General features: G+C 66.7%; 15 protein-coding genes. 7 read left to right on the plus strand and 8 right to left on the minus strand.

The window, feature by feature from the left end; all coding sequences use genetic code 11:
- The 5 genes from VE25_RS17830 to VE25_RS17850 all read left to right on the plus strand — a co-directional run.
- A partial coding sequence (locus VE25_RS17830) for an ABC transporter permease (RefSeq protein ID WP_046110017.1) occupies positions 1-505 on the plus strand: 505 nt, incomplete at its 5' end.
- Complete coding sequence (locus tag VE25_RS17835; protein ID WP_046110018.1) at positions 505-1,410, plus strand: ABC transporter permease; 906 nt, start codon at positions 505-507, stop codon at positions 1,408-1,410. The genes VE25_RS17830 and VE25_RS17835, both read left to right, overlap by 1 nt.
- The gene (locus VE25_RS17840) at positions 1,410-2,243 is read left to right on the plus strand and encodes an ABC transporter ATP-binding protein (RefSeq protein ID WP_046110019.1); all 834 of its coding nucleotides are present in this window, start codon (positions 1,410-1,412) and stop codon (positions 2,241-2,243) included. Before VE25_RS17835 ends, VE25_RS17840 begins: the two co-directional genes overlap by 1 nt.
- Complete coding sequence (locus VE25_RS17845; RefSeq protein WP_046110028.1) at positions 2,240-2,992, plus strand: ABC transporter ATP-binding protein; 753 nt, start codon at positions 2,240-2,242, stop codon at positions 2,990-2,992. Before VE25_RS17840 ends, VE25_RS17845 begins: the two co-directional genes overlap by 4 nt.
- 11 nt (positions 2,993-3,003) lie before the next feature.
- Entirely contained in the window at positions 3,004-3,507 is a 504-nt protein-coding gene (locus VE25_RS17850; RefSeq protein WP_046110020.1) for a GAF domain-containing protein, read from the plus strand.
- 117 nt (positions 3,508-3,624) lie between these two features.
- Here VE25_RS17850 and VE25_RS17855 read toward each other — a convergent pair whose 3' ends face one another.
- The 4 genes from VE25_RS17855 to VE25_RS17870 form a co-directional block, all read right to left on the minus strand.
- The gene (locus tag VE25_RS17855) at positions 3,625-3,867 is read right to left on the minus strand and encodes a hypothetical protein (RefSeq protein WP_046110021.1); all 243 of its coding nucleotides are present in this window, start codon (positions 3,865-3,867) and stop codon (positions 3,625-3,627) included.
- Between the two features lie 250 nt (positions 3,868-4,117).
- Complete coding sequence (locus VE25_RS17860) at positions 4,118-4,675, minus strand: flavin reductase family protein (RefSeq protein WP_152664667.1); 558 nt, start codon at positions 4,673-4,675, stop codon at positions 4,118-4,120.
- Positions 4,672-5,010 (minus strand): ferredoxin FdxA, encoded by a 339-nt coding sequence (gene fdxA / locus VE25_RS17865; protein WP_046110022.1) that lies wholly within the window; start codon positions 5,008-5,010, stop codon positions 4,672-4,674. The genes VE25_RS17860 and fdxA overlap by 4 nt, the downstream gene beginning before the upstream one ends.
- A 162-nt stretch (positions 5,011-5,172) precedes the next feature.
- Complete coding sequence (locus VE25_RS17870) at positions 5,173-5,781, minus strand: superoxide dismutase (RefSeq protein ID WP_046110023.1); 609 nt, start codon at positions 5,779-5,781, stop codon at positions 5,173-5,175.
- A 156-nt stretch (positions 5,782-5,937) separates the two neighbouring features.
- On the opposite strand from VE25_RS17870, the gene VE25_RS17875 reads away from it, so the two are divergent.
- Complete coding sequence (locus VE25_RS17875) at positions 5,938-6,534, plus strand: helix-turn-helix transcriptional regulator (RefSeq protein ID WP_201776112.1); 597 nt, start codon at positions 5,938-5,940, stop codon at positions 6,532-6,534.
- 165 nt (positions 6,535-6,699) lie between these two features.
- Here VE25_RS17875 and VE25_RS17880 read toward each other — a convergent pair whose 3' ends face one another.
- Positions 6,700-7,050 (minus strand): VOC family protein, encoded by a 351-nt coding sequence (locus tag VE25_RS17880; protein ID WP_046110025.1) that lies wholly within the window; start codon positions 7,048-7,050, stop codon positions 6,700-6,702.
- A gap of 53 nt (positions 7,051-7,103) precedes the next feature.
- Positions 7,104-7,991, minus strand: coding sequence for a LysR family transcriptional regulator (locus VE25_RS17885; RefSeq protein WP_046110026.1), 888 nt, complete (start codon positions 7,989-7,991; stop codon positions 7,104-7,106).
- Positions 7,992-8,079: 88 nt separating this feature from the next.
- Here VE25_RS17885 and VE25_RS17890 point away from each other — a divergent pair, with 88 nt between their 5' ends.
- Positions 8,080-8,655 carry an NAD(P)H-dependent oxidoreductase gene (locus tag VE25_RS17890; protein ID WP_046110027.1) on the plus strand — a complete coding sequence of 192 codons (576 nt, stop codon included), beginning with the start codon at positions 8,080-8,082 and terminating at the stop codon, positions 8,653-8,655.
- Positions 8,656-8,751: 96 nt separating this feature from the next.
- Here VE25_RS17890 and VE25_RS22045 read toward each other — a convergent pair whose 3' ends face one another.
- Positions 8,752-9,234: a hypothetical protein gene (locus VE25_RS22045; protein WP_152664668.1), complete on the minus strand. Its 483-nt coding sequence runs from the start codon at positions 9,232-9,234 to the stop codon at positions 8,752-8,754.
- A gap of 21 nt (positions 9,235-9,255) precedes the next feature.
- A partial coding sequence (locus VE25_RS17900; protein ID WP_046110031.1) for an autotransporter outer membrane beta-barrel domain-containing protein occupies positions 9,256-10,219 on the minus strand: 964 nt, incomplete at its 5' end.

Raw genomic sequence — 10,219 nt, forward strand, 5'->3', positions numbered from 1 at the left:
GCTCGATATCTTCTACGATGGGCTGGTGCCGCCGGTGACGGGCGTCATCCTCATCGACAGCCTCATTGCCGGCGATATCGACATCTTCTGGAACGCGGTGACGCACCTCGTCCTGCCGGCCTCGGTGCTCGGTTTCTTCAGCCTCGCCTACATCGCGCGCATGACGCGCTCGTTCATGCTCGACCAGCTGAGCCAGGAATACGTGACGACGGCGCGGGTCAAGGGCGTGCCGGAGCGCGTCGTCATCTGGCGGCACGCGTTCAATCCCATCCGCGTGCCGCTCATTACCGTCATCGGGCTTTCCTATGCGGGGCTGCTCGAGGGCTCGGTGATGATCGAGACGGTATTCTCCTGGCCCGGCATCGGCAATTACCTGACGACGGCGCTGCTCAACGCCGACATGAACGCGGTGCTGGGCGCGACGCTCGTCATCGGCGCGGTGTTCATCTTCATCAACAAGATCTCGGACGTCCTGTACCGGGTGCTGGATCCGAGGGCGCGGTGATGGCTTCGACACGCGACTGGCTTCTCGACGATTCCCCGACCTCGCGCCTGCAGGCGAGCCTCGGGCGGTTCTACCGCATCGCGGCGGCGCTGATGCGCAATCCGTTGTCGGTGCTGGGTGGGCTGATCATCCTGCTGCTCATCGTCACCGCCGTCGGCGCGCCGTGGATCGCGCCCTATTCGGCGACGGGACAGGACCTCGCCAACCGGCTGATGCCGCCGAGTGCGGCGCACTGGATGGGCACCGACGAACTCGGGCGCGACATCTTCTCGCGCGTCGTCTGGGGGTCGCAGATCACCCTGACGATCGTTCTCCTCGTGGCGCTGATCGCCGCGCCGCTGGGTCTCCTCATCGGGGCGATCTCGGGCTATTTCGGCGGCTGGGTCGACAAGGCGCTGATGGGCGTCACCGACGTATTCCTGTCGATGCCCAAGCTCATCCTGGCGCTGGCGTTCGTCGCCGCGCTCGGGCCCGGCATCAACAACGCCATCATCGCCATCGCCATCACCACCTGGCCGGCCTATGCGCGCATCGCGCGGGCCGAGACGCTGACCTTCCGCAACGCCGAGTTCATCTCGGCGGTGCAGTTGCAGGGCGCTTCGCCGCTGCGCGTGATCACGCGCCACATCCTGCCGCTCTGCACCCCCTCGATGATCATCCGCGTGACGCTCGACATGGCGGGCATCATCCTGACGGCTGCCGGCCTCGGCTTCATCGGGCTCGGCGCGCAGCCCCCGCTTCCCGAATGGGGCGCGATGATCTCGCGCGGGCGCACCTTCATCCTCGACCAGTGGTGGGTCGCCACCATGCCGGGCTTCGCCATCATCATCGTCAGCCTCGGCTTCTGCTTCCTCGGCGATGGCCTGCGCGACGCGCTCGACCCCAAGCAGGCGGACAAGCACTGATGGCCCCGCTCGTCGACATCGCGAACCTGCGGGTCAGCTTCCCGACGCCCAGGGGGCGGGTGGAGGTGGTCAAGGGCATCTCGTTCACCCTCGGGCGCGAGCGGCTCGGGATCGTCGGCGAAAGCGGCTCGGGCAAGTCGATGACCGGGCGCTCGATATTGAAGCTCATCCGCCCTCCCGGCCGCGTCACGGCGGACAGGATGACGTTCGATGGCATCGATTTGCTGGCGCAGAGCGAGCGCGACATGCGCGCCATCCGCGGGGCACGCATCTCGATGGTGATGCAGGACCCGAAGTTCTCGCTCAATCCGGTGATGACCGTCGGCGAGCAGATCGCCGAGGCGCTGGTGACGCACAAGAAGCTGCCGCGCCGGCAGATCTATGAGCGGGTCATCGCCATGCTGGAAGCGGTGCGCATCAACGATCCGGCGCGCGTCGCAAAACTCTATCCGCACGAGATCTCGGGCGGCATGGGTCAGCGGGTGATGATCGCCATGATGCTGATCCCCGAACCCGACCTCCTCATCGCCGACGAGCCGACATCGGCGCTGGACGTCTCGGTGCAGGCGCAGGTGCTCGACATCATCGACGACCTGGTGCGCGACAAGGGCATGGGGCTGATCCTCATCAGCCACGACCTCAGCCTCGTCTCGCGCTATTGCGACCGCATCCTCGTCATGAACGCGGGAACGGTGGTCGAGGAGTGCGTGGCGAGCGAATTGCAGAACGCAAAGCATCCCTATACGCGCGGGCTTCTGGCGGCGATGCCGACCCTCGACGAGAGCCGCGAGGAACTGCCCGTGCTCGACAGAACCCAGTGGGCCGGCACATGAACGCGATCACGCTGACCGACCTCGATGTGTCCTATGGCGACACCAAGGTGGTGCACGGCATCAACCTGGAGATCGCCGAGGGCGAGAGCTTCGCGCTCGTCGGCGAAAGCGGCTCGGGCAAGTCGACGGTGCTGCGCGCCATCGCGGGGCTGGCGCCGGACTGGGAGGGCAGGATTTCCGTTCTCGGCAAGGCGCGCACCCACGGCATCGACCGGCAGGTGGCGCGGCACTGCCAGATGGTGTTCCAGGACCCTTACGGGTCGCTGCATCCGCGAAAGACGATCGATGCGACGCTCGCCGAGCCGCTGGCGATCCACGGGCTCTCCAACCGGGGGGCGCGGGTCGAGGCGATGCTGGCGGCCGTCGGGCTCGACCGGCGCTTCCGGTTCCGGTTCCCGCACCAGCTCTCGGGCGGGCAGCGCCAGCGCGTCGCCATCGCCCGCGCGCTGATGCTGGAGCCCAAGGTCCTGCTGCTCGACGAGCCGACTTCGGCACTCGACGTCTCGGTGCAGGCCGAAATCCTCAATCTCTTGAAGCGCCTGCGCCGTGAGCAGGGGCTGACCTATCTCCTCGTCACCCACAACCTGCCGGTCGTCTCGTTCCTCTGCGACCGGCTGGCGGTGATGCGGCATGGCCGCATCGTCGAGGTGGCGGGCGTCGACCAGTTGAAGGCCGGCGCGCTCACAGAGCCCTATTCCAAGGAATTGCTGGCCGCCAGCGGTGGCCACGCCGAAATTCTCCCGACCTGAAGGTACTTCAAATGACGCAAGACAAGTTCAACGCGGCCATCGCGCAATTCGACACGGCCATCGCGGCAGCCAGGACCGGCGACGAGGCGTTCAAGGCGCTGCAGGCGCTGACCGAGGCCGTGGTCGGCGTCAAGCTCTTCACCTTCATGAGCGTCGACATGGCGGCCGAACTCGCGCGGCGCGCCTATACCAGCGACCCCGAGAGCTATCCGGTCTCGGGCACCAAGCCGCTGCGCTACGATTCCTGGTTCGACATCGTCCACAAAGCGCGCCAGTACTTCGTCGCCAACACGCTCGAGGACATCTCGAAGGTGTTCCCGGACTACGAACTCATCGGCTCGCTCGGCTGCGGATCGGTCGTCAACATGCCGGTGGTCCTCGGCGGGGAGCTCGTCGGCACGCTCAACATGCTGCACGAGGAGCAGTATTATACGCAAGAGCGCGTGGAACTGATCCGGGCGTATTTGTCGGTGCCGGCGAAGCTGGCGGCGGCGGTGGCGCTGCGGGCGAAGTAGGTGGTGGTTACTCGCCTGGGTGGATGCGGCGCTTGGGCCTGGTGAAGTGCGAGAGAGCGAATGCCACGATCAGCACGATCAGTGGCGCTCCAAACACAAAGTAGAGTTCCGGAAGAGTCATTTGTCCAGTTCCCTCAAGTTCTCTCTCGCTCTGAGATGTAGGATGATCGCCATGATGATCAAGACGGCTTGAATGGTGATCCCTACACCCCAGTTCCAGCGGGGTAGCTCATTGCCAGAATACACGACCCCAATGAGCGGAACAACGACGCCCGAAACAATCAAGCCTGCAGCGATGGTATTGAACAAGTTGGCAGTTAGCCGGACACGCTCGATCTGCCCTGGCGTGAGTGTTTCCATGCGTCATCCCCCATATGCACGCGCACGGGCAATGTAGCCGATTCTCCCTTTGATAACCGTTCGCGCTACTGGTCCAACGGCTGTCGTCCCGGCGAAAAGCCGGGACCAGCCCTGAACCGCTGGGACGCGCGAGAAGGAGCGGTTCGCACTGTCGTGCTTCGTTCAAACACCTTGCGGCTGTTGAAGTGTCTCAGGATAGGCCCCGGCTTTCGCCGGGGTGACTGCTGGTGGTTTGGCAAAGTGTCGTGCCTCACTCCTTCAGCCCCGCATACCCCCGCCGGTGCCAGATCAATGGCGTCTTGGCGGGTGCTGCCTCGGTGGCGGTGACGCCGCCGGCGAAGAGCATGTGGGTTTGCGTCTCTATGGAGCCGATGAGCTCGCAATCGAGGGCGACGGCGGCGCCGTAGAGCAGGGGGTTGCCGGAGTGCCACTGGCCCCAGACGCCGAAATTGAAGCGGTCGAGGCCGGCGAGCTTGTCGTCGAACTTGCCCGCGAACGCGTCGCCGATGACCTGCTGGTCGCTGGCAAGGATCGCGAGCGAGAAGCCGCGCGACTTGACGATGAGGTCGGCGAGGCGGCTGGCGATGTTGATCGAGACGAGGATCGAGGGCGGCTCGAGCGAGAGCGAGAAGACGGCGGTCGCCGTGCGTCCGCGCACCTCGCCCTCGTGGGCGGCGGTGACCACGCCGACGCTCGAGGCCATCATCGACATCGCCTCGCGGAAATCGGCGCCGCTGACCGCCGGCTGGCGCGTGTCCTTCAAGTGCATCGCGCCGGCGTTGAGGAGGTCGAGGATCGGCGCGGTCACGAACCGGCTCCCGGCTTTTCCGAGAACAGGGTCTTCAATTTGTCCGGCACGCCCTGCATCTCATTGGCGTTGGCGGGCACCTCGCCGATCTCGGTGATGTTGGGCCAGAGCCGGGCATATTTGGCGTTGAACGCGACCCAGTCGTCATCGTCGGCGCTGAGCGCGGGACGGATGGCGTCGGCCGGGCATTCCGGCTCGCACACCCCGCAGTCGATGCACTCGTCCGGATGGATGACGAGCATGTTCTCGCCCTCGTAGAAGCAGTCGACGGGGCACACCTCGACGCAATCCATGTGCTTGCAGGCGATGCACTGCTCGGTGACGATGTAGGTCATGGTCAATCTACCGAAATGGTGCCGCGGCCCCCCTCATCCGGCGCTGCGCGCCACCTTCTCCCACGAGGGGAGAAGGGGAGATGCCTCACGCGACAGCTGGGGTTGGCCACCCTCCCTTCTCGTGGGAGAAGGTGCCCGAAGGGCGGATGAAGGGGGCCTGGATCAAGCCGCCCTGAGGTTGGCCTCGGCGAACTCGTAGTTGGCGAGCTTGTCGAGGAAGTTCGTCACGTAGTCCGGCCGGCGATTGCGGAAGTCGACGTAGTAGGAGTGCTCCCAGACGTCGAGGCCGAGCAGCGGCTTGCCTTCGCCGGTCGCCAGCGGATTGGAGCCGTTGGGGGTCTTGGTGACCTTGAGCCTGCCGTCGGCGCCGGCGACGAGCCACGCCCAGCCGGAGCCGAACTGCGTGGTCGCGGCGGTCTTGAACACTTCCTTGAACTGGTCGATGCCGCCGAAGTCGGAGACGAGCTTGGCTTCGAGCGCACCCGGCACGCCGCCGCCGCGGGGCGAGAGCGCCTGCCAGAAGTGGATGTGGTTCCAGTGCTGGCCGGCATTGTTGAAGACCGGGGCGAGATCGGGCTTGTCCTTGACGAAGGAAATGATCTCCTCGAGCGACTTGCCCTGGAGTTCCGCGTTCTTCTCGACGAACCCGTTGAGGGCGGTCACATAGGCCTGGTGGTGCTTGTCGTGGTGGAGCTCGAGCGTCTCCTGGCTCATGCCGCGATCGGCGAGCGCTCCGTGGGCGTAGGGCAGGGCGGGAAGGGTGAAGGACATGGGAGGTTCCTTTCGATTGCGGCGCCGCGCTTGCATTCGGCGCACCGCCTGATTAATTTCCAAGCAGCACCTTTGAAAAACATGTCGAGGAATATGTCAAGCGCTGGCTTGGAAAATTCACAATGGTCCCCCCGCAGCCCCGCCGAGCGGGTCTTGATGGCGCTGAAGATGCACGGGCGCGTCTCGGCGTCCGATCTCGGCCGCCTGCTCGGCACCACCGGGGAAGCGGCGCGCCAGCAGCTGGCGCGGCTGGCCGAGGACGGGCTGGTGGAAGCCACGAGCGAGGCGAGAGGCGTCGGGCGCCCGACCCAATACTGGAACCTGACGGCGGCCGGCCAGTCGCGCTTTCCCGATACGCATGCGGCGCTGACGGTGCAGCTGCTCTCGATCGTGCGCGAGAATCTCGGCGAGGCCGCGCTCGATGCGATCATCGCCGAGCGCGAGGCGAGGACAGAGGTCGCCTACCGGGCCGCCATGGAAGGACAATCGGACCTGCGCGACCGGGTGGCGGCGCTGGCGCGGCTGCGCGCCGAGGAAGGCTACATGGCCGACTGGTGGGAGGCCGAGGACGGCTCGCTGATGCTGGTCGAGAACCACTGCCCGATCTGCGCGGCGGCGACCGCCTGCCAGGGCTTCTGCCGGGCCGAGCTCGAGGTGTTCCAGTCGGTGCTCGGGGACGTGGCGCAGGTCAGCCGGAGTGAGCACATCGTCTCGGGCGCGCGCCGATGCGCCTATGTGATCCGGCCGGCCTGAACGGCGACGAGTTTCGTACGCAACAGCTGCAACGAGCAGGATACCCTGGAGCTGCTCATCGTTTCTTTGAAACGCTGAACGACCTCTAACTCTTTGTTTTGTCGCGTTTTCCGAACAGGAAAAGTGGTGTTCACTTTTGCTGGAAACGCTTCGGGACGCCGCCGGTCAGGCGTGGCGGAGGATGTTGACGAGACGTCCGAACGGATCGCGCACGAAGAAGCGGCGCACGCCCCAGGGCTCGTCCGTCGGTCCGTAGGCGATCTCGATTCCGGCCTGCTGCAGTCGCGCATAGACCTCGTCGAGATTGTCGACTTCGATCGAGAGGTCCGGCACGGGCGTGCCGGAACCGCCTTCGCTGGCAAAGCTCACCTGCGGCGTGGTCGACGCATCGGTCGCGAAGGTCACGATCCAGCCGTGATCCATGACCACCTCCATGCCGAGGATGTCGCCGTAGAACCTGCGCGCGGCTTCGGTGTCGGGTGTCTCGATGTTGGGGACGATCCGTTTGACGGCCATGACGATGATCTCCCTGCGCCGATATCGAGGCTAGCCCCGGTGGCCGCGCGAAGCTAGCTCAGAAGTTCGATGAGGAGTTCGGCCACGTGCTGGAGCGCCGCATCGTTGGCGCGCCGGCGATGCCAGGCGAGGTGCAGGGGAAAGCCCTCAACGGGGATCGCCGGCGGCAGGAAGACGAGACTGTCGTCCTCCGGCACCACGCGCTCGGGCAGCATGGCGAGCATGTCCGAGGCGAGGAGCGCGGCGGGCACCATCTGGAAATTCGGAACCACCAGGCCGACGCGGCGCGAGAGGCCGCGCCTGGCGAGCTCCGCATCGAACGGCGTGCGCGTGTCGCCGCGTCCCGATACGAGGATGTGCGGGTAAGCGAGCCACGTTTCGAGGTCGAAGGCTCCGGCGGCGGGATGGTCGGACCGCATGCCGACCACGTAGCGCACATAGACGAGCTCCTCGATATGCAGCTCGTCCTCGGCCGGCGGAAAGACCGAGATGGCGATGTCGCTGCTGCCCTCGATCAGCGCCGCGCGGGCGACATCCGCCCCGTGCCAGGGCTGGATGATGAGATCGACGCCCGGCGCCGATTGCCGCAACTGGCGGATCAGCGGCGCGACGACGATGAGGGCGGGGAAGTCGGCCATGGTGACGCGCAGCGTCTGGCGGATGTCGCGCAAGGCGACCCGCGGCGGATCGACGAGATCTGTGACGTCGGCGAGCAGGGACTTCAGCGGCGCACGCAGCGCCTGCGCCTTGGGCGTCAGCCGCATGCTGCCGCGGCCACGCTCCAGCAGCTCATCATCGAAAACGTGGCGGCAGCGCTGCAAGGCGGCAGATGCCGCCGGCTGCGAAAGGCCGAGCCGGTCGGCGGCGCGGCTGACATGGGCTTCGTCCAGCAGCGCGTCGAGCACCACGAGAAGATTGAGGTCGAGGGAACGTAAATTCATGAAATCGATAATAGAGCATATCATCAATCGATTGGAGTAATTTTTGTGGCGGACGCATCCTCTGCCTGACCCAACCAGGAGACGAGCGATGACCAAGACCCTGATCCTTCTCTTCCACCCGGACCTCACCCGGTCCAGGGCCAACGCCGCATTCGCCGCCGCGGCCGGCAAGCTGCCCGATGTCGAGATCGTCGACATGCAGGCGCTCTATCCCGACGGCATCGACCTCTACCGCGACGGCGAGCGCGAAGCGGCGCGGCTGTTGACGGCCGATCGCATCGTGCTGCAGTTTCCCATCCAGTGGTATTCCACTCCGCCGCTGATGAAGGCATGGCAGGATGCGGTGCTGACGCGGATGTTCTACATAACCTACGAGACCGAGGGCCGGCTGCTGGAAGGTACGCCGCTGCTGGTCGCGACGACCGCCGGCAACGTGCCCGAGGCCTACCAGCCCGGCGGGCGCAACATGTTCACCATCGAGGCCCTGCTGGCGCCGCTGCGCGCCACGGCCAACCGCTGCAGCCTCGGCTGGGCAAGGCCCTTCGTCCTCTACCGCGCCGACAAGCTGGAGCCGGCCGAGATCGAAGCGGCCGCAACCGACTATGCCGCAGCCCTCGAAAGCTGGATCGCCGCAACCTCGGGCGCCGACGCGAAGGCTGCGTGACCACGGGAAAAACGGCGAGCGCCGCCCGTGGTGCCGGGCGGCGCTCGGTTGGCGGGCACGCAGGGCGTCCGCCAAGTCTCCGGGAGGAGCCTGGTATCAGTCGGCAGGCCCGTAGGTCAGAGCCTGCAGACGGGTGAGCAGCGGGGCGACGGCCGCGGCGTGGGCGGCGCCCGCCGCACGGATCGACCGCGCCTCGACGACCTGCGCCGCGTATTTGACGCGAATGGCCGACTTCTGCTCTTCGGCAAGCGAACTAGCGGCAAGGCGCGCCAGCGGCTCGGCGAACATGGCGTCGAACTCGGCCTGCGGAGTGGCCGCGACGAGCCCGGCGACCACCGCGTGGTAGGCGCTGGTCCAGCGCGCCTCGGTGAAACCCGCGGCCGCGATGAGGCCGGTTCCCTCCGCGTCATAGGCATACCATTCCGCGGCCGCGCCCGCGTGAATGGCCTGGCCGCGCTCGAGGGCGAGCTCTTCGAGGATGACGACCACCGTCTCGGCCTCCCTGGTGTCGAAGGCGACACCCGGGCTGACGAATGCCGCCACGAGTCCGAACGGCAACGGCAGGCGCTTCAGGATCATGCGCGACAGTCCCATGCGACCCTAGAAGCTTGCCTTGAAGCCGATGGAGCCGGAGAGCGAGGGATCGCGGCCATTGGACGCCAGGTGGGTGGAGAGCGAAAAGGCCGCGTTCTCGGTGATCCGATGATCGAAATCGGCTCCGAGGCGCGCCCAGGTCTGGTGCTGGCTGCCGCCGCCAAGGCTGAAGTCAAAGATGCCGGGCACGCTGCCGCTCGCGGTCGGCGCGTCGCCGCCGCGATGGGCCACCTCGAGCGTCGCGCTGAACGTCGACTGCTGTGAGAGCGGCGTGACCGCGGTGACGCCGAGGCGCGCCTCGCGCAGGTCCTGGCCCTGCGAGGCGAAGGTCGCCGGGAACGGGCCGCCGCTTTCGGTGTAGCCGTCGACATGCGTGCGGCCGGCCGCGAACGAAGCCCAGGGATTGATGCTGGTGTTGCCGATGACGGCGGCGCCCAGCCAATCGGCCCGCACGCGTAGGGCGCCGCCGGTGACGTCCGTCGTGCCGCCCGAATGGGCGGTTGCCGCTCCGTTGGTGTAGGCGCGCCGGATCTCCGCCTGCCAGCCGCCCAGCATGCCGGTGACCGAGAGCAGCAGCGGCGTGCCCTCGGGCTGCCAGTCGACCTCGCCGACCACGTACTGGCCCGCAAGTTCGGCACTGCCGCCCAGGTGCAGCGATTGCCAGGAGCGGCTGTGGCCGACCCCGAGGCCGGCGCGCAGATTGCCGCCGACGAGATCGACGCAGGCGCCGACCTCGGCGAGGCCGATGCCGGTGTCGCTGCGGGTGTGGAGGGCGAAATCGCCCGTGGCCCATACGCACCCGTTCCGGCTGAGCGAGCCCTGCGCCATCAGCGGACGGTGGTGCGCGCCGTTGAGCGGCAGCCAGGTGAGGAACTCGCCGGCCTGCGCGACATGCATGCCGGCAAGCAGGGACTGGTGGTACTCGGCGACGTCCATCAGGCCGCTGCCCGGATTGGGGCCGGGATGGGGC

It is taken from the genome of Devosia geojensis, assembly GCF_000969415.1.
Taxonomy (GTDB): domain Bacteria; phylum Pseudomonadota; class Alphaproteobacteria; order Rhizobiales; family Devosiaceae; genus Devosia; species Devosia geojensis.

Bases quoted from the DNA above. Each gene is read 5' to 3' on its own strand.
- VE25_RS17875 (WP_201776112.1), top strand. From the start codon at position 5,938: ATGGCGCTGAAGATGCACGGGCGCGTCTCGGCGTCCGATCTCGGCCGC.
- VE25_RS17850 (WP_046110020.1), top strand. From the start codon at position 3,004: ATGACGCAAGACAAGTTCAACGCGGCCATCGCGCAATTCGACACGGCC.
- VE25_RS17835 (WP_046110018.1), top strand. From the start codon at position 505: ATGGCTTCGACACGCGACTGGCTTCTCGACGATTCCCCGACCTCGCGC.
- VE25_RS17870 (WP_046110023.1), bottom strand. From the start codon at position 5,781: ATGTCCTTCACCCTTCCCGCCCTGCCCTACGCCCACGGAGCGCTCGCC.
- VE25_RS17845 (WP_046110028.1), top strand. From the start codon at position 2,240: ATGAACGCGATCACGCTGACCGACCTCGATGTGTCCTATGGCGACACC.
- fdxA (WP_046110022.1), bottom strand. From the start codon at position 5,010: ATGACCTACATCGTCACCGAGCAGTGCATCGCCTGCAAGCACATGGAT.
- VE25_RS22045 (WP_152664668.1), bottom strand. From the start codon at position 9,234: ATGATCCTGAAGCGCCTGCCGTTGCCGTTCGGACTCGTGGCGGCATTC.
- VE25_RS17880 (WP_046110025.1), bottom strand. From the start codon at position 7,050: ATGGCCGTCAAACGGATCGTCCCCAACATCGAGACACCCGACACCGAA.
- VE25_RS17885 (WP_046110026.1), bottom strand. From the start codon at position 7,991: ATGAATTTACGTTCCCTCGACCTCAATCTTCTCGTGGTGCTCGACGCG.
- VE25_RS17890 (WP_046110027.1), top strand. From the start codon at position 8,080: ATGACCAAGACCCTGATCCTTCTCTTCCACCCGGACCTCACCCGGTCC.
- VE25_RS17855 (WP_046110021.1), bottom strand. From the start codon at position 3,867: ATGGAAACACTCACGCCAGGGCAGATCGAGCGTGTCCGGCTAACTGCC.
- VE25_RS17840 (WP_046110019.1), top strand. From the start codon at position 1,410: ATGGCCCCGCTCGTCGACATCGCGAACCTGCGGGTCAGCTTCCCGACG.